This is a genomic window from Thalassospira permensis NBRC 106175, from assembly GCF_000714555.1.
GTDB classification, from domain to species: Bacteria; Pseudomonadota; Alphaproteobacteria; order Rhodospirillales; family Thalassospiraceae; genus Thalassospira; species Thalassospira xiamenensis.
Genome location: NZ_AUNC01000014.1, coordinates 37,377 through 55,877, shown reverse-complemented (window position 1 = coordinate 55,877; position 18,501 = coordinate 37,377). Strand labels below are relative to the sequence as shown.

The 18,501-nt window shown below is 55.9% G+C and carries 18 protein-coding genes; 7 read left to right on the top strand and 11 right to left on the bottom strand.

Annotation, left to right across the window (positions count from 1 at the left end; genetic code table 11):
• Window positions 1–5: 5 nt before the first annotated feature.
• Window positions 6–1,235, bottom strand: coding sequence for an ABC transporter substrate-binding protein (locus SMB34_RS09510; RefSeq protein ID WP_051682217.1), 1,230 nt, complete (start codon window positions 1,233–1,235; stop codon window positions 6–8).
• Window positions 1,236–1,441: 206 nt separating this feature from the next.
• On the opposite strand from SMB34_RS09510, the gene SMB34_RS09505 reads away from it, so the two are divergent.
• On the top strand, window positions 1,442–2,179 hold the full coding sequence (locus SMB34_RS09505) for a TerC family protein (protein ID WP_037989522.1): 738 nt from the start codon (window positions 1,442–1,444) through the stop codon (window positions 2,177–2,179).
• Window positions 2,176–2,655 carry a YbaK/EbsC family protein gene (locus SMB34_RS09500; protein ID WP_037989520.1) on the top strand — a complete coding sequence of 160 codons (480 nt, stop codon included), beginning with the start codon at window positions 2,176–2,178 and terminating at the stop codon, window positions 2,653–2,655. The genes SMB34_RS09505 and SMB34_RS09500 overlap by 4 nt, the downstream gene beginning before the upstream one ends.
• Before the next feature lie 6 nt (window positions 2,656–2,661).
• Here SMB34_RS09500 and SMB34_RS09495 read toward each other — a convergent pair whose 3' ends face one another.
• Window positions 2,662–3,090, bottom strand: coding sequence for a flagellar FliJ family protein (locus SMB34_RS09495; RefSeq protein WP_037989518.1), 429 nt, complete (start codon window positions 3,088–3,090; stop codon window positions 2,662–2,664).
• Between the two features lie 52 nt (window positions 3,091–3,142).
• The gene (gene fliI / locus SMB34_RS09490; protein ID WP_037989516.1) at window positions 3,143–4,642 is read right to left on the bottom strand and encodes a flagellar protein export ATPase FliI; all 1,500 of its coding nucleotides are present in this window, start codon (window positions 4,640–4,642) and stop codon (window positions 3,143–3,145) included.
• Window positions 4,643–5,043: 401 nt separating this feature from the next.
• Between fliI and ctrA the strand changes: the two genes are divergently transcribed.
• Complete coding sequence (gene ctrA, locus SMB34_RS09485) at window positions 5,044–5,742, top strand: response regulator transcription factor CtrA (RefSeq protein ID WP_007091320.1); 699 nt, start codon at window positions 5,044–5,046, stop codon at window positions 5,740–5,742.
• Window positions 5,743–5,854: 112 nt separating this feature from the next.
• Here the strand turns inward: ctrA and SMB34_RS21550 are convergent, their stop codons facing one another.
• From SMB34_RS21550 to SMB34_RS20635, 6 genes are all read right to left on the bottom strand, one after another.
• Window positions 5,855–7,159, bottom strand: coding sequence for a CheR family methyltransferase (locus tag SMB34_RS21550; protein WP_338057850.1), 1,305 nt, complete (start codon window positions 7,157–7,159; stop codon window positions 5,855–5,857).
• Window positions 7,160–7,168: 9 nt separating this feature from the next.
• Complete coding sequence (locus tag SMB34_RS09475; RefSeq protein WP_037989513.1) at window positions 7,169–8,887, bottom strand: chemotaxis protein CheB; 1,719 nt, start codon at window positions 8,885–8,887, stop codon at window positions 7,169–7,171.
• A gap of 70 nt (window positions 8,888–8,957) precedes the next feature.
• Window positions 8,958–9,323 (bottom strand): response regulator, encoded by a 366-nt coding sequence (locus SMB34_RS09470; protein WP_007091317.1) that lies wholly within the window; start codon window positions 9,321–9,323, stop codon window positions 8,958–8,960.
• Window positions 9,324–9,407: 84 nt separating this feature from the next.
• The gene (locus SMB34_RS09465) at window positions 9,408–9,914 is read right to left on the bottom strand and encodes a chemotaxis protein CheW (protein WP_007091316.1); all 507 of its coding nucleotides are present in this window, start codon (window positions 9,912–9,914) and stop codon (window positions 9,408–9,410) included.
• Between the two features lie 16 nt (window positions 9,915–9,930).
• Window positions 9,931–12,627, bottom strand: coding sequence for a hybrid sensor histidine kinase/response regulator (locus tag SMB34_RS09460; RefSeq protein ID WP_037989510.1), 2,697 nt, complete (start codon window positions 12,625–12,627; stop codon window positions 9,931–9,933).
• A 143-nt stretch (window positions 12,628–12,770) separates the two neighbouring features.
• A complete protein-coding gene (locus SMB34_RS20635; protein WP_240478794.1) occupies window positions 12,771–13,385 on the bottom strand; it encodes a histidine phosphotransferase family protein in 615 nt (204 codons plus the stop codon).
• A gap of 316 nt (window positions 13,386–13,701) precedes the next feature.
• On the opposite strand from SMB34_RS20635, the gene SMB34_RS09450 reads away from it, so the two are divergent.
• The 4 genes from SMB34_RS09450 (at window position 13,702) to SMB34_RS09435 (ending at window position 17,242) form a co-directional block, all read left to right on the top strand.
• Window positions 13,702–13,887 (top strand): DUF3553 domain-containing protein, encoded by a 186-nt coding sequence (locus SMB34_RS09450; RefSeq protein WP_007091313.1) that lies wholly within the window; start codon window positions 13,702–13,704, stop codon window positions 13,885–13,887.
• A gap of 150 nt (window positions 13,888–14,037) precedes the next feature.
• The gene (locus SMB34_RS09445; RefSeq protein ID WP_037989507.1) at window positions 14,038–14,871 is read left to right on the top strand and encodes a hypothetical protein; all 834 of its coding nucleotides are present in this window, start codon (window positions 14,038–14,040) and stop codon (window positions 14,869–14,871) included.
• Between the two features lie 200 nt (window positions 14,872–15,071).
• Window positions 15,072–16,070 (top strand): GTP 3',8-cyclase MoaA, encoded by a 999-nt coding sequence (moaA, locus tag SMB34_RS09440; protein ID WP_037989504.1) that lies wholly within the window; start codon window positions 15,072–15,074, stop codon window positions 16,068–16,070.
• 35 nt (window positions 16,071–16,105) lie between these two features.
• A complete protein-coding gene (locus SMB34_RS09435; protein WP_037989502.1) occupies window positions 16,106–17,242 on the top strand; it encodes an FAD-dependent monooxygenase in 1,137 nt (378 codons plus the stop codon).
• On the opposite strand, the gene SMB34_RS09430 is transcribed toward SMB34_RS09435, so the two are convergent.
• Together SMB34_RS09430 and SMB34_RS09425 are read right to left on the bottom strand one after the other, a co-directional pair.
• Window positions 17,239–17,628 (bottom strand): GIY-YIG nuclease family protein, encoded by a 390-nt coding sequence (locus tag SMB34_RS09430; RefSeq protein ID WP_223304997.1) that lies wholly within the window; start codon window positions 17,626–17,628, stop codon window positions 17,239–17,241. The two genes, SMB34_RS09435 and SMB34_RS09430, sit on opposite strands and share 4 nt — an antisense overlap.
• A gap of 77 nt (window positions 17,629–17,705) precedes the next feature.
• Window positions 17,706–18,221, bottom strand: a complete 516-nt coding sequence (locus tag SMB34_RS09425) for a glyoxalase superfamily protein (protein WP_051682219.1) — start codon at window positions 18,219–18,221, stop codon at window positions 17,706–17,708.
• Window positions 18,222–18,501: the final 280 nt, after the last annotated feature.

The window sequence follows — 18,501 nt, the reverse complement described above, 5'->3', positions numbered from 1 at the left end:
TGGGCTTATTGCACCACGCCGTAGCGCTTCTGCCATTCTGTTTCAACCAGTTCCATCCAGCTTGGATGCGGTTCCGGCAGAACCGTGCCACGTTCGGAAGGCGACAGAGACGCAATGCCAAGATCCAGATCGGCAAAGGCCTTTTGCATGTCTTCTGGCAATTTATCCATCGCAAGTACCGTATCGGCTCCCCAGTATTGCGGGTCCTGTTTGCGCAGCTGGGCTTCGGGTGACATCAGGAAATCGGCCAGCACGACCGCCCCGGCCTTGGCCGATGCGTTATAGGGGATGGCAACGAAGTTGGTGTTGCCAAGCGTACCCTTGTCAAACACATAGGATCGGACTGTATCGGGCAGCTCCATTGCTTCGATTGCCGATGAGACTTCGCCCGAGCTAAACGAAAACGCGATGTCGATCTGGTTATCGGCCATCATCGTGCGTAGCGAGGCACCATTTTGTGGATAGGCCTGCCCGTTGCGCCACAATAGCGGTTGCAAGTCTTCGAGATATCCCCAAAGAGGTGCCAGAACCTTTTTGGCGTCCGTTTCATTGGCGGGCTGTTGCAGAACTTTCGGATCCTCAACCAGCTCGGTCAGGATTTGTTTCAGAAAGGTCGAGCCCATATAATTCGGCGGCTGCGGATAGGTAAACCGCCCCGGATGCTTCACCAGCCATTCCAGCAAGGCTTGGGCTGACTTCGGTACGCTATCAAGGCGTGCGGTGTCGTAATAGAAACTGACCTGCGCCATACCCCACGGTGCTTCAAGGCCCATAGTCGGCACCGTGAAATCGTTGATTACGGTTGGCTTGCCTTCGACATCGACATAGGCAAAATTCGGCGTCTGTTCGGCCCACGGCCCAAACAGAAGGTCATTGCGTTTCATGGCGGCAAAGTTTTCACCATTCAGCCAGATCATATCGACCGCCCCGCCATCATCGACGCCAGCCGTCTTTTCCGACAACACCTTTGCCACTGCATCGGCCGTGTCGGAAAGTTTCACCTGTACGACATTCACACCGTATCGTTCCTGCACCTGGGCACCCGCCCACGCGATATAATCATTGATGCGCGGCTCCCCACCCCAGGCATGAAAATACACGGTCTGGCCGCGCGCCTGATCAAGAACCGACTGCCAATTGCCGATATCGGGGGCCGGGTCGGCTTTTGCGGGCATCGATACCATGGCCATTACAAGGCCGGTGACGATGCTCAGACCGGCGAAAAAAGCGCGCATACTGGAAATCCTTGTTGCTGAAGGGCCGATCAATACTACCTGATTGAAGCAATCTGGCACCATCGGCGATACCTGTCTGTTTTTGTTGCCATCATTTTTCCAACCTTGGCAGTCTAAAATCAATTCACGCTTGCGTTAGATGGCAGGTGTCTGGGCTTAATCTCTGCCGATGGTTTTGGCACCCGTGACATAGGAACGAAAAGATCATGTTTGAATGGGTCACAGATCCGCATATGTGGATGGGGCTTGCTACTTTGACCGCGCTTGAGATCGTACTGGGCATCGATAACATCGTTTTCTTGTCGGTGATTGTTTCCAAACTCCCGAAAAATCAACAGAAATCGGCTCGTCGCATCGGCCTTATCGGGGCGATGGGCATGCGGCTTGTGCTTCTGGCCTGTATCGCCTGGGTGATGGAATTGACCGCCCCGCTGTTTGCCGCCTTCGGGCAGGAAGTCAGCGGACGTGACCTTATTCTGATTATCGGTGGCCTGTTCCTGATCGCCAAGGCGTCCAAGGAAATTCACCATACAATTGACGAACCCGAAGAACACGGCCCCGGCAAGATCATGTCGAGTTTTGCGATGACCATCACCCAGATCATGCTGCTTGATATGATATTCTCGCTCGACAGCGTGATTACGGCGGTTGGACTGGTTGATCATCTTTCGATCATGATGATCGCGGTTGTCCTGTCGGTTCTCGTCATGCTGGCAGCAGCCGGCACCATCAGCGATTTTGTCGAAAAGCACCCGTCGGTCAAAATGCTGGCGCTGGCCTTCCTGATTCTGGTCGGGTTTGTCCTGCTGCTTGACGGTGTCGAAATCCATGTTCCAAAAGGTTACATTTACTTCGCCATGGCATTCAGCCTGGGTGTCGAGACGCTTAATCTGATCAATCAGAAACGTAAACGCAAAGCCAAAGAGCTGGGAGCAACCAAATGAAACAGGTTTCACCGCCCTCGTGCCTGCAGAACGCCTTCAACAATCACCACCTTGGCCATGTCAAGGTTCTCGAATTCCCTGATGGCACACGGTCGGCCGCGGATGCCGCGGCGGCCATTGGTTGCGATGTCAGTGATATCGGCAAATCACTGGTTTTTATGACCGAAGGCAACAAACCGGTACTGATCATCATGAACGGTGCCGACCGGGTGGATGAAACCAAGGTTGCCCATCTGCTTGGCCTTGATATCCGCAAGGCAGATGCCAACGAAGTCCGTACCCATACCGGTTACGCCATCGGCGGTGTTCCGCCCTTTGGACATGTCGGCCCGGTCGAGACCCTGATTGATGAAAAGCTGCTTGCGAAAAAGATAATCTGGCTGGCCGCGGGCACACCCAAAACCGTGTTTTCCCTGATGCCAGATGAACTTCGCGCGGTGACGGGTGTTGACACGGGTGTGGATATTTCAGCCTGATCAGGCTTAGATCAGACCGTCATCACGCGTTGCCGAACGTGCACCGATTTCATCAAGTTCGGCCTGTTCCTTGCGATCTTCTTCGGCGCGTTCTGCTTCGACACGGTTGCGTTCGGCGATTTCCGCGGTCTTGACGGCCTTGAACGCATCCGCGACCTCATCGCGGAACGCGTCGATTTTGGCTTCCTGTTCTGCGATCCGCTTTACCAGTGCTTCGCGCTCGAACACGACGGCACTGGCAAAGGGGCCATAGGCAAAACCGGCCAGTTCGGGGTTTTCGGCGGCAACCTTCTGCTCGGCTATCACGGCCTTTTCAAGCGCATCCTTTTCCGCCAGAAGATTGGTCAGTATGCCCTGCATTTCGCCAAGTTCGCGGCGTTTATCATCCAGCGCCCATTTGCGCATGCGGATCAGTGTTTTGAAATCTTTGGCCATCGCGGTCAGTTACCTGAAATATGGCGGATGCGGCATCAGCATGATCATGTGATTACTGCTGATCGCGGCGAAGCGCACGTTTGGCCGCATTCAGATCATTACCCGCATTCGTCGCGGTTGAACGGCTATTGACCTGCGGGCGAAGCCGGTTGCGTTCCATAACGGTTGCGCCCTGCGGGTTGGCTGCCGGTTGGCCACCTGCATCCGGGACTTCCTGTTGGACGGGTGCCAGATCAAGACGACGTGCCAATTCGGCATAACCATCGGCCAGCCGGGTACATTCGGTTTTACGCTGTTTGAGGAATTCCTCGATCAGCGGGAAGTAATGAATGGCTTCGTCCACCTTGGGATCCGTCCCCAGACGATAGGCCCCCAGACGGATCAGTTCCGCCATGTCTTCATAGGTTGCCAGCAGCTGACGGGCGCGCGAAACGATCTGGTTTTCATACTCGCTATTACATCCGGGCATGGTACGCGAAACACTGCGCAGGATATTGATCGCCGGATACCGACCCTGTTCGGCGATTGCGCGGTCCAGCACGACGTGGCCATCAAGAATACCACGCACCGCATCGGAAATCGGTTCGTTATGATCATCCCCGTCGACCAGAACGGTAAACAGGCCGGTCACCGATCCCTGCCCCGGCCCGCCCGGCCCGGCACGTTCCAGAAGGCGCGGCAATTCGGCAAACACCGTCGGGGTATAGCCCTTTGACGCGGGTGGTTCGCCGACCGAAAGGCTGATTTCGCGTTGCGCCATGGCAAAACGGGTCACAGAATCCATCATGCACAGCACGTCACGCCCGGTATCGCGGAAGAATTCCGACAGCGCCATGGTCATATAGGCAGCCTGACGTCGCATCAATGGCGGCTCGTCCGACGTGGCAACCACGACAACAGACCTGCGAAGGCCTTCTTCGCCCAGATCGTCTTCGATGAATTCGCGGGCTTCGCGGCCACGTTCACCGATCAGGCCGACAACCGAAACATCGGATGTCGTATGGCGGGTCATCATCGACAGCAAACTGGATTTACCAACCCCGGACCCGGCAAAGATGCCCATACGCTGCCCCCGGCAGCAGGTGAGAAAGGTATTCATCGCCCGCACACCCAGATCAATCTTCCCCGCCACACGCTGGCGCGAATGGGCCGATGGCGGTGCATTGCGGATCGGGTATGGTGTCGGTCCTTCGGTCAGCGGGCCCTTGCCATCGACCGGCTGGCCGAACGCATTGACCACACGCCCCAGCCAGCTTTCATCGGGATAGACTTGCGGTTGGGTGTCGGCCAGTTCGACTTCACAGCCAATCCCGATGCCGTCAAGCATCCCGAACGGCATCAAAAGTGCTCGTTCATTCCGGAAACCAACGACTTCGCAAATTACGGCCACACCATCACGACGTTTGACCTTGCAACGATCCCCCACCGAAAGCGCCCCTTCGACCCCGCCAATTTCAACCAGCAGGCCAAGAACAGCCGTTACCCGCCCGACAGTCCGGTAATCTGGAATGCGGCGAAGTTCGGCGACAATATTTCGGCCAATCTGGAACACGTTTGCGCTTTTCTGTTTGATGGGTTCCGATATGTGATGCGATCGGGAATTTTATCGCAGTCCCATGTCAAAGGGTGGCAAATTCGACCGCGTCGCACCAGATATAAGTGGCATAAACGGTATTAAAAACCCGTATATGCGGAATTGTCATTAAAAATCCGGTATCGGCAATCATGGTCGTTAACGGCGCAAACCGTTGGGAAACTTCACATTCCCCGCACCATCTGCCTTTATCGATGAAAAAAAGTTAACAACATGCGACTCGCCTGCTTGCCACGAGTCGCAAAGCAACGTATCGTTAACGGAATGGAATAAAATTCCACACGGCAATCGTTGGGGCGCTTGTCGAAATTAGCCGGATTAACACGGATTTTTTGCGGAACACGGTAACGGAGCGGAACATGCGGGTGCTGCTTGTCGAAGATGACAACGCCACTGCTGACAGCATCGAGTTGATGCTGAAATCGGAGGGCATGGTTGTCGACACCACGGATCTTGGGGAAGATGGCCTCGAGATCGGTAAATTGTATGACTACGATATTATTCTTCTGGATCTCATGCTGCCGGACATCGACGGCTATGAAGTTCTCAGACGTTTGCGCGACGCACGCGTTGAAACCCCGGTGCTTATCCTGTCGGGGTTGACCGAAACCGAAGACAAGGTCAAAGGCCTTGGTTTTGGCGCGGATGACTATCTGACCAAGCCGTTTGACAAGGTTGAACTGCTGGCACGCATTCAGGCGATCGTTCGCCGGTCGCGCGGCCACGCACAATCGATGATTGCCACCGGCAGACTGAATGTGAACCTTGATGCACGCACGGTTGATGTTGATGGATCGCCGCTGCATCTGACCGGCAAGGAATATGGCATCCTTGAATTGCTGTCGCTGCGCAAGGGCACGACATTGACCAAGGAAATGTTCCTGAACCATCTCTATGGTGGTATGGACGAGCCGGAGCTCAAGATCATAGACGTTTTCGTGTGCAAGCTGCGCAAGAAAATCCAGTCAGCCACCAAGGGTGACAACTACATCCATACAGTCTGGGGCCGGGGCTATGTCCTGCGCGATCCGGATGTAAACAGTAGTGCTGCCGCCTGAACGCAACGAACTTTATCGCGTTCCGCTGCGCACGAAGTCAAAAACGCCCCGATGGATCGTCGGGGCGTTTTGCTTTTGGCGGGTGCGCGTTACACGGCAACCATCCTGATTTCTATTTCTTGTCTTCCGGCTTGCCAAAGCGCGACCGATCAAAGGTCGTGGACGGGCGGGTTGTTCCGCTGCCCGTGCTGCCGGTTCCGGTTGACGGCCTTGCGGGCGGAGTGCTGCCCGTGCCGCTTGAACCGGCGGTGCCTGTTGTGCCCAGTGGACGGCGATATGTCGATCCCGCCGTCCCGGTAGTGCCGGTTGAAGGACGTGAATATGTGCTGCCGGTAGTCCCGGTTGTTCCCGTTGTTGACGGACGGGTTGCTGTGCCGGTGCCCGTTGGGGTCGTGGGGCGTGCCGTGGTTCCGGTCGAAAGCCCGGGACGTGGCGGGGCTGTGGCTCCGGCACCTGCACTGGCGGTCGTACCACCAGTGGCAGTTTGCATATGTTTCGGCTTGGGAAACGCAACACCGCCTGTAGCGGTACCACTCGCCGCCCCAGCCGCCGCACTGGCACCCGCCTGAATTTTCTCAAGCGCTGAAACATCGACATCCGGTGCCCCCGGACGATTCAACTGATAGATGCCGCGTTGACGCGCAAGCGGTTTGAACTTGTCGGAAATCCCAAGAACCGTTTCCGCCCCGCCAAGGAACAGGAAGCCATCATCGGGCATCAATGCCGATATACGCGCCAGCACATCTGTCTTGGTTGGCTGATCAAAATAAATCAGAACGTTGCGGCAATAGACGATATCGAACTGACCCAGCGGCCGGAAATCCTCAAGCAGGTTGAATTCCTTGTATTGAACCTTGGAGCGGATTTCCTGCGAGATTTGCCACTGGTCTTCTTTCTTCTGGAAATATTTGACCAGAAGCTGGATCGGAAGTCCCCTTTGAACTTCAAACTGGGAATACAAACCAGCACGCGCCTTGGTCAGGATTTCGCGCGAAATATCGGTTCCGATAATTTCAACCCGCCAGCCGGAAAGCTGGGATTTGAAATCTTCAAGGATCATCGCCAGCGAATAGGGTTCCTGCCCCGAAGACGCCGCCGCACACCAGATGCGCAGATGGCGCTTTGACGCGCGCTCCTTGATCATGTGCGGCAGAACGACATGCCGGAACTGGTCAAACGGCTTGGTATCGCGGAAGAAGAAACTTTCATTGGTTGTCATCGCATCGACGACTTCCTCGACAAGCACGCGGTCACCGCCGCGCAATGCCGCGATCAGCTCGGTCAGGTCCTTAAGCCCGCGCTTGCGTGCAATCGGCATCAGCCGGCTTTCGAGCAGATATGTCTTGTCCTGACTCAGAACGAGCCCGGATTTTGACTTTATAAGTCTGCTGACGAAATCGAAGTCTTCCGGCCTCATCATCTCGGCTTAACGACCCCCTGCAAATTTTTTGATATAGGCCGCGATGCCACCCACGGGGAGAACCGCCGAACAAATGCCTGCATGTGCCGCGGCACCGGGCATTCCCCATACAACGCTTGTCTGCTCGTCCTGTGCAACAACCATCCCCCCAGCACCCACGACAGCACGCCCGCCCAGCATACCATCCTGCCCCATACCTGTAAGGATAGCCGTGAGTATATTACCACCGTAGCTTTCCACAAGGCTGCGGAGCATCGGATCAACCGACGGACGACAGAAGTTTTCTGGCGGGTTCTGGTTCAGAACAATTTTCCTGCTGTTGCCACGGCCCTCTATCACCATGTGGTAATCACCGGGGGCAAGGTAAACCTGTCCGCCCTGAATTTGCATGCCCGTCTGGCCTTCCTGACATTTAAGCCCGGTCAGGCGGGTGATGTGTTCGGCAAGGATCGTGGTAAAAGTCGCAGGCATATGCTGGGTAATGAAAATCGGCTGACGCACTCCGGCAAGACCACGCAGAACCTCGAACAGGGCCTGCGGACCACCGGTCGAACTTCCGATGGCAATCGCTTCGACATTAAGCCGTTTTTCGGGAAGCAGACTGATCTGTCCGCCCGTGATCACCCGTTTTGCCGGCGCCGGTGCAGCGGCACCGGTCGGCGCCTTGGCGCGCGCTACCGCCGCGGCTGGGCTGCGTGCGGCCGGGGCGGCACGTTGTGGTGCCTGTTTGACCGGCGCATTTCGCGCCACTGCCCCACCACCGACAGCACCGCCCGATGTCTGGCGGGTTGACGGTTTGACATTCGCGCCTGTCGCCTTGGCATCACCGGCTGCAATTGCCGCCTCGCGGATCAGACGACCCGGATCGCGCGCAGGCATGTTGGTTGGTTGTTTAGCCGCATCACGGTTAATGGTCGTGGCCCCGCCTTCTTTGCCCTGCCCCTGTGCCGGGGATACCGGCTGCACGTGCTGAGGATGTTGGGGCTGAGGCATCGGGCGGGTCGACATCGGGCCAAGACGACCGGGCTGGTGCGTCGGACGCGGACGCAGTTCAGCGGTGAACCGTTTGCGCTGAACCCGGCCGGGCTTTTGCAATATCTGATGCTCCGCCGACAGTTCGGCCCGGAACGGTGCCGGAGCATCGCCAGCGGGCTTTTCTGTTGCGGAGGTGTCATCTTCCGGTGCAGCAGATTCCGGCAACTCTTCATGCCGTTCGGCGGTATCAGCATCGTCAACGACGACCTGTTCTTCATGGATTTCTTCAAGCCGTGCCTGATCCGCCCCCAGCATCTTGCGACGCTGTTCAGCCCAGGCCTTGACCTTGTCGAGCAACTCGGCCCGGAAGCCTTCGCCAACATTAAGGTCCTTGGCCGAGGACGGTTTGGGAATGTAGTCGACAGCCCCCAATGTCATGGCCTGAAAACTGATATCGGCGTTTCGCTTGGTCAGGGTCGATGCCATGATCACGCGAACCGTCGGATCGATTTCAAGCAGCTTGGGCAATGCCGTCAGACCATCCATGACGGGCATTTCAATGTCGAGAACGACCGCTTCGATACCAATCTCCTGACGCATGACTCCAAGCGCGTCTTCGCCATTGGCAACAGAACCGACGACCTCGATATCGTCGTCTTCCTGCAACATGCGGGTTACCAGACCACGCACGATTGCGGAATCGTCGACAATCAGGACTTTATAGGGTGGATGAATTGGCGTGTCTTCCACGTACCGACGTTCCCGTTAGAGCAACCGGACCAAAAACCAAGGCAAATGCACAGCGACGCTGACAGGAACCTTAAATCAGACCCACCTGCTCAAATTTTGCCTGGATGATCTCGCTGTCGAACGGTTTCATGATGTACTCGTTCGCACCGGCCGTGATGGCCTCTTGGATATGCTCGAGATCGTTTTCTGTAGTGCAGAACACGACAACGGGCTCATCACCACCAGGGGCTGCGCGCAGTTCCCGCAGGAAATCAATCCCGCTTTTCACCGGCATGTTCCAATCAAGCAACACCGCATCTGGCATGGCTTCAAGGCATCGATCAATTGCCTCCTGCCCATCCACAGCCTCAATGACCGCAAATCCTATTTCTTCCAGGATACGGCGTGCCACCATTCTGATGACTTTCGAATCATCGACGACGAGACAACTCTTCATCGACTTCCTTCTCGCAAATTAGATCGTTAAGCCAAAACCGGCATTGTACCGGATGCATTTTGCACCCGGTACAGACTAACATAGCTAGCCAGCCTGTTTCACAGAAACCGTGAAATCAAGCAGACGGGTCACATCCAGAATGACAAGAAGCTTCTTGTCGAGCCGGAAAATGCCATCGGAAAATTCGCGCCAGCGCGGATCGAGCGTTGCAGGGTTCTGCTCGAACGCTTTTTGCGGAACGCTCAGAACTTCTCCGACCTGATCGACCATCAGGCTGTATAGTTCACCACCCTGATCGACCACTATGCTCATGCCCGGCACGTCGTCTTCGCGTTCACGAAGCCCTAGACGTTTGCGAACATCAATCGCCGTAACAATGCGCCCACGCAGGTTCAGCGACCCTGCCACTTCGGGCGGAGCCAGCGGAATGCGCGTGATGCGCTGCGGACCAAGAACATCCTGAACCGTCAGAACCGGAATACCGAACAACTGCTTGCCGATATAGGCGGTAACGAAATCCTTCGTCGCCCCGCCAAGGTCAAGGGCCGTGCTCTGTTCTTTGCTCGGGACGAGTGCCTTTTTATCGCTCATTGGACTTTTCCCCGATTTACACTGCGCTCAGCGTCTGGATCAGCGTTGATACCAGCGCATCTCGATCGAATTTCGCAACATAGTCGCTAAAGCCAACCTGACGACCCCGTTCGAAGTCTTCCTCGCTGGTGTGCGAGGACAGCGCGATGATCGGGGTATCACCCCAATGTTCATCATTCTGCAGGCTTTCGGCAAATTCGAAGCCGTTCATGCCCGGCATTTCGATATCACTGATGATCGCGTCGAACATTTCACCGCGATTTTTAAGATCAAGCGCCTGCTCGGCATTCTCGACCGCAATGACACGGAAACCGGACACCGACAGCATCGGTGTGAGAAGGTTACGGAAGAACGGGCTGTCATCGACCAGAAGCACACGCTTTTTCTCGCCGCCGGTATCCTCATGACCAAACCAGTCCGAGAACGCCAGTTCAAGATAGTAGCCGGCATCAATCAGATCGGTTGCCTTGCCGTCGATCACCGCAGACCCGACCAAACCATCCTGATCGGCTGTCAGTTCGACATTAAGGACGTCATCGACGATATCGACAATTTCGTCAACCACAAGGCCCATGGTCCGTTCGCGATCCTGGAAGACCAGGGTCGGCTGACGGCCTTCGCCTTTCATCTGATAGGAACCATCAATGAAGACCAGCGGCATCAGCTTGCCACGATACTGAACCAGCGGACGACCGTTCGAATATTCGATGTTTTCGACATCGATTTCTTCGAGGCGGGCAACCAGTGCCAGCGGCACGGCACGAACTTCTGCACCGCCAGCCCGGAAGACCAGCATGGATGTCGTTTCGCGATCACCGGTATCGGAGCGCGCCTTGCTTTCGACACCCTGCGAACCACCAACGGTGATTTCGCCGGTGCGGGTCGCAATGCCGTTCGGATCCAGGATCATGATCACGCTACCGTCGCCAAGGATGGTGTTCCCCGAGAACAGAGACAGGTCACGCAGGATCGGTGCGACCGGTTTAACCACGATTTCCTCGGTGTCGAACACGCGGTCAACGATGATACCGAAGGAGTAGGTCCCAACCTGGGTGACGACGATGAAGGCTTCTTCATCCACGTCATCGACCGTTGTTTCGCCGTCATCAAGACCAAGAATTTTCTTGAGCGTGACAAGCGGCAGCAGACGGTTGCGCAGACGCAGGACAGGCGTATCGTGGATGCGTTCGATCGAATGATCGGAATTGCTTGAAGCCCGGACCAATTCCAGAACGCTGATCTGCGGAATGGCGAAACGTTCGCCGCCACTTTCAACGATCAGTGCCGAAACGATGGCAAGGGTGAGCGGGATTTTGATGATAAAGGTCGAACCACGGCCTTCGACCGATTTCAGTTCAACCGTACCACCGATTTTTTCGATGTTGGTACGGACCACGTCCATGCCGACACCACGCCCCGAAACCGAGGTCACCTTTTCGGCGGTCGAGAAACCGGCCTTGAAGATGAACTGGTGGATTTGCGAATCCGCCATGCCGTCAAGATCGCTTTCGGTTGCAAGACCATTGGCAATCGCCTTGGCCTTGATCCGTTCGATATTGAGACCGCGACCATCGTCGGAAATCTCGATGATGATGTGACCGCCTTCGTGATAGGCATTCAGCGTAACCGTACCGGTTTCCGGCTTGCCAGCTTCACGACGCCCCGGAATATCTTCAAGACCATGGTCGGCAGAGTTACGGACCATGTGGGTCAGCGGATCCTTGATGAGTTCAAGCACCTGACGGTCAAGTTCCGTATCGGCACCGATCATCTGCAGATCGATTTTCTTGTTCATCTCAAGCGCAAGGTCGCGAACAATACGCGGTAGTTTCGCCCAAGCGTTGCCAATCGGCTGCATACGCGTTTTCATCACACCTTCCTGAAGGTCGGTAGTGATGTGCGACAGGCGCTGCAAGGGAACTGTAAATTCGCTGTCATCCTTGCCGCGAACCATCTGCAACAGCTGGTTACGGGTCAGAACAAGCTCGGAAACCAGGGTCATAAGGTTTTCAAGCAGCTCGACGTTCACACGGATCGTCTGAGCCGCGACAGAGCTTTCCTTCGCCTCGACACGCTGCGCTTCGGCCTTTGGCCCCTCGGACGCAGCGGCCTTGGCCGGGGCAACTGCCTGCGACTTTGCTGCTGCGGGCGGGGCGGCTGCCGGTGCGGGTTTCTCGGGCGCAGGAGCAGGTTCCGGCTCCTGAATATCCGGGTCGACTTCGGTTGCATCGAAAATTGCCTGCAACCGCTCATCATCGGTCATCGGCACTTCTTCGGCGACTTCTTCCTCGACCGGGGCGGCGGCTGCCGGTGCGGCGCTTCCGCCCATAATCGTACCGGTATCGGCAAAATGGTTAAGACGCGCGATCAGATCGGCATCATTGCCATCCGGTTCGGTTTCATTCTGCTCAAGCTCGCTCAGCAGATATTTGATCGTATCAATGGATTCAAGAACAAGCGTCACCGCATCCGGTGTTACAACCAGTTCGCCATCACGGATCTTGCCAAGCACGTTTTCACCGGCATGCGCAACTGCTTCCAGTCGCGGCAAACCAAGAAATCCGCATGTCCCCTTGATGGTATGCACCAGGCGGAAAATATTCGACAGAATATCCGGATCGTTCGGATTCTGCTCCAGTTTGACCAGCTCGACGTCAAGCGTCGAAAGGCTCTCCGAAGTCTCTGTCAGAAATTCACTTAAAAGATCGTCCATAAACCCCCTCCACATCTCCGACAATCATACTGTTTGCCGGAACCGGAACGCCCATCCCCACGACCACTGCGCGAAACACACGTTCAATCCGTTACTTACGTAGAACCTAGCACACCGTATTACCAGACCCGCATGTGTTTTTTTTAATCATAGATCAATGCAACATTTCCGTCCTCTTGCAAGACCGAAAGCACACCACCGGTCCGATGCGCAAGATTTCGCAGGAAAAAGCCATGTACGGTCCGGGGATCAAGCTGTTCCGGGGCCACTTCATTTTTCATGACATTTTCCACATCGGGGCGAAACGCGGCACGTTTTCCAGTTGCATTGACCGAAATCCGCCCCCCGGATTCGCATGTAACAACAATATCCCCACCAAACGGCAAAGCTTCACGGGCCAACATCACCATATTGAGCACTAGCCTTCCATGAGCTGGATCAATTCCAATTCCAGTTTGATCCCACAGAAGGGTCACCTTGCCTTCGGCCTCGAAACTCTGGGCAACCGCATCGCGCATCGATTTTGTGTCAACGCTGTTGCCTGCGCGCCCGAATGCCAGACGGAACAATTGCAACCGGCGCGCGGCCTCAAGCCCGCTTTTGCGCATCAGCGCAAGTGCCTCGTCATCGGCAACACCGGCCTCCCCCATCAGTTCGGCACCGGCATTCACAGCCCCCACAGGCCCGACAAGGTCGTGGCAAATGCGCGAGCTGATCAGCTCGATCAGGATCAGTTCCACTGCTCTGTCCTGTTCCATGTAACGGGTATCTCCAAGAATTCTGTTCAACAGGTCCGCACTGCTTCCCCAAAACAATACGTGGCTCACATCTGGCCGCCCGGTCGATATTTGGGACATGATCGGATCACGGTCGGTGTAAACCGCGCCCAGATTGCAGCCTGATGTGTTAAAACCTTCTTTAATCTGCGGATTTTTGCCGCATTTGCAGATCGGCAAATTTTGCCCATCATCGACGGGCCTCAAAAGATGTGACTGTCATCATTGCGCATTATTTGTTCCGGGCCTATTGCCTGACTATATTAAAAAGACCAACATCAGACAAAAGAGCTTGATCATGGATTTTCTGCTCACACCTGGCACCATTGTCCGCCATCCTGGTCAGCCCGACTGGGGCCTTGGTCGCATTCAGGCGGTAGACGGCGACAGGATCGCCGTAAATTTCGAAGAAGCCGGACGCCAGATCATCCGCCCACGTCATGTCGTGCTTGAAATTGTCGAGGCTGCCGTCGGCTATGAATAACCGCCTGCGATGGCACGGAACTTGCTGAAGTGAAAAGATTGAATAATTCGGCGTCTTGACGGAATTTGATACGCAAGATCGCATCCATCGGCTACCGGGCGAACCAATCCGGTGATCTGATTTAAATGATAACAAGGTCGGAACGGGTAAATGATTGCAATCGTCAAAGCACCGCGGGACAGCTTCAAACAGCGTCACCACTCCGCCGCATTCGCCGTACTCGAACAATTTGCCGCTGGCCTCATCGAACAGGCCAAGGCGCATGGCGGCACCATCAGCGCCGAACAGATTTCAAGCGCGCTGGAAACCTTGCGCGGGCAGAACAAGCTGTTTGACGCGGCATGGATGACGCTTGAAGCCGATCTTGATACCGTCAAGACCCGCCAGAATGTCGCTGTCCGCCACGATCCGCTGGGCCGCCTTCTGGTCAGCCGTTTTGCCCATCAGCTTGAAGGCCGCGAAGCGGGCGATCTGGAACATGGGGCACTGTCGCGCGAAATCCTGCAACCCTTCTTCAAGGTCATCCGCATGATGGTTGGCATGGATATGCTGCAGGAAATCGATGGCGAAATACAGACCATCATTGAACAGCATGCCGACGAAGAAGATGAATTGCGTGATCCGACAGATTACTGGGATCACCTTGCCGAAGAGCCTCAGGTCGCCAACCGGCTTAATCTGGTCTTCTCGCGCATGGCCCTGCATTTCAAGGATTACGAGCGGCGTAAAAACTGGATGATCCAGTTGGTCAATGACAACATGCCACATGGCGATCATGCATGGACCTTTACCGAGGAACATTGTGTACGATTGCTGCGCGCCCTGTTCCGCGATGTACGTTCCGCCCTGTCCAAGCCGGAACGTTCGGCCGAACTGGTTGCCAAGCTTGGCAGCGAGAATGTCGAGACGCTACGCAATGTCATGGCATCGCTTGATCGCGACGTCGCGACCCTCCACATCCGCGAAGCCGAAAACTGGGAATAGGCATTCGATAATGCCTGAATTTCCTGACAGATAGAAACACCGCGGCGGATATTTCCCGCGGTTTTTCTGATGTCATCTGACGGAAAGGTGATGATTTCATCACAAATCGGGGTGGCCAAATCAATCCCCCCTGTGCCAAAGTCGAACTTGCGCACTACATAGCGTTTCCAGACCAATAAACAGAAACAAGCGCCGCCGCCATGACCAGACCGCTGATTGACAAATATGGCCGCCATGTATCGTACCTTCGGGTATCGGTGACGGATCGCTGTGACTTCCGCTGCACCTATTGCATGGCCGAAAGCATGATCTTTCTGCCAAAGTCCGAAGTCCTGACACTTGAAGAACTCGATCAGCTCTGTTCGGCCTTCATTGCGCGCGGTGTACGCAAACTGCGCTTGACCGGGGGCGAGCCACTGGTGCGCCGTGGCATCATGGACCTGATCAGGGATTTGTCGCGTCATCTTGAATCCGGTGCGCTTGACGAACTGACCATGACGACCAATGGCAGCCAGCTTGCGACCTACGCCGATGATCTGGCACGTCTTGGCGTCAAACGACTCAACATCTCGCTTGATAGTCTTGATCATCAGAAATTCGCCGAAATCACCCGCCGTGGCCGCCTTGAACAGGTGCTAAGCGGGCTTGAAGCTGCCAAACAGGCGGGGCTCAAGATCAAGATCAACACGGTCGCCCTTCGCAATTTCAACGAAGACGAAATTTCCCGTCTTGTCGCCTGGTGCGGCAAGGAAGGCTTTGATCTTTGCCTGATTGAAACCATGCCGCTTGGCGATATTGACGGGGATCGCACAGATCAATATCTGCCGCTGACCGCCGTTCGTGAACGGCTGGAACAGGAATATACTCTGATCCCGTCCGAATATGTCACCCCCGGCCCGGCGCGCTATGTCACGGTGGCCGAAACCGGCGGGCGTCTTGGTTTCATAACACCGCTTACCCATAATTTCTGTGAGGGCTGCAACCGCGTGCGCGTGACCTGTACCGGTACGCTTTACATGTGCCTTGGTCAGGAAGACCACGTTGATCTGCGCGCGGCCCTCCGCTCGGGCGCGCCCGAAACCCTTGACCGTCTACTTGACGAAGCCATGCTACTGAAACCCAAGGGCCATGATTTCGTCATCGACCGCAAGGGCCAGAAACCCGCAGTCGGTCGCCATATGAGCATGACGGGCGGCTGATCCGAACATCACCCCATTCCAGTTACAGGCATAAAATGAACATTCTGATTGTCGGCGGCGGCATCGCCGGTTTGTCTGCGGCCATTGCCCTGCAAGGCGACGGACATGACATTACGATTGCCGAAACCCTTGATGGCTGGAAACCCACCGGGGCGGGGTTGCACCTGCCCGGCAATGCGGTGACGGCCCTTCGGGACCTTGGCATTGATCAGGATGTTGCCGACAAATCCTGTGCCTTTCCACGACTGGATTATTTCGATCATCGTGACCGGAAACTGTTTGCACTTGAAACCAAACAGCTCGGCTGGCCGACATTTCAGGCCCTGACCCGCAGCGACTTTCACGAAATCCTGTGCGCCAGACTGACAACACCGACCATCCGGTTTGGTCTTTCCGTATCCGACATCAGTAACGCACCCGATCAGGCACAGGTTCGTTTTACTGACGGCACGACCGGCAGCTTTGATCTTGTGATCGGTGCGGACGGGATCAATTCAGCCGTTCGACGCCTGGTTTTTGGCCCGGAACATGTCCCGCAGCCGACCGGTTATATCTGCTGGCGCTGGATCACGGATTATCCCTTCGGCCTGACAGCGCCCAAATTCATCATCGGTCACGGGCAGGTTATTCTGGTGATGCCGGTGGGTGATAGCCGGTTTTATATCTATGCCAGCACCTATGATCCGGGCGAAAGAATACACGACTTGCCGACAAGCGAACTTGCCGCGCATTTTGCCCGGTTTGATGGTCCAGTGCGCGATATGCTCGGCACAATCGGAACGGACACCACCATTCACGAAGGCCGTCTTCAGCAAATGGTCATGCCCGAATGGGTTGCGGGGCGTGTGGCCCTGATCGGGGATGCGGCACATGGCACCCTTCCGACCATGGCACAGGGGGCACCGCAATCGATCAAGGATAGCTTGGCACTGGCCAATGCCTTTCGCGCGCAATCCGATATCACAACCGCGCTTGCCGACTGGCAGGCCGCCCGACTGCCCGAAGCACACTGGGTCCAGCAACAATCCCTGCAACGCATGGGTTTCGCCAAAATCCGCGGCAAGACCGGTGTCTGGTTGCGCAATACCCTTATGCGCAGGATCGGCCCAAAGATTGTTGCATCGGGCTTCCGTCCGCTGATTGACGGCACGGCAGGCAACCGCAAGGACTAGGTGAACGCCTTTCGGACCTGCTCGATTGCCGTCATCGCGACGGCATGGCTTTCCGCCGCCAGCAGATGAGCAGGGCAACGCGCGCAATCCGAACTGCCAAACCCGGCAATCGGAATGGAAATGCCCGGCACCATACCCAAAGCAGCACGCAAATCGCATTCACACCCATCGGGCATGACAAGCATCGCAACCACGTGCCCGGTGCCGTTGGTCAGTTCATCGACATGCCAATGCTGTTTTTTCTCCGTCCGGCAATGACGTTTGACACGGGCCGCAATGCCACCCGATCCGTTGGCAGAACCGCAATAAAGATAAGTGCCCCGGCGCAGGATGGCCCCGGCGAAGCGTTTGTTCCGTAAAACCAGATCAGCAGAAAGATCAATCACGAGAATGTAGGCTCCGGCAACTTTGGGAAGCTGCCGGAGGGTTTCATTATTTATGTCAGCAACAAGCTGCGTCAAAGTCACAGCAGCAGATCAACCGAAAGACCGGGGCCGCGCGTGCCATTGGCAAGCACGGGTTCACAATCCTCGTTGATCCGTGACGCGATGCGCTGTCGCAAAGCACTGAAACGTTCCGACGTCACGACATCAACAGGCTGATCCAGATGAACCTCGATCCGGTAAACACCGCCAACCGGGGTTCTGGTGACACCGCGGATTTGGCCGCACACCGCATGGCCGAGATAGGACCCGGCAAAGCGTTTGCCGATACCAAGATCGGCAATCCGGACCGGTTCGCGTTTGCGCGTCATGGCAATCGCGGTGTTCCAGTCACGAAATCCGTGGCTTTGCGCCAGAAGCTCCAGGCTTCCGGTGTGGGAAACCGTCATCTTGCGGCTGGCCAGTGCCTTGCGCAGGCGCTTTGCCTGCTGCTTAAGTATTTCCGCCGGATCGCCCGATGCGATTTTCGCAAAATCGGCAAGCTCGACCGGTGTATGTTCAGACTTTTCGGGCGGGTTATGAACGGGTTGGGTCATTTTCGTCTCCTGACAGGAGGCCGGGTGTCCGCATTGCCGGTCCGACGTCACAAGAAGACGGGGAACCGATAAAATCGTCTGCATCACTTTACCATGAGCCAAAGCCCCGCGAACGGCCGGTGTGTGCAACCGCGCATTTCGTAGCGCAATGTGCCGCAAAACACAAGCACCACCATATCTTTGACCGCGCGAAGCGCATTACCGCTTGCAGAAATTGACAGCCCCTACAGGGACAACATATACCAGAATTAACAAATATCGCCGGGCACCCGGATGAATG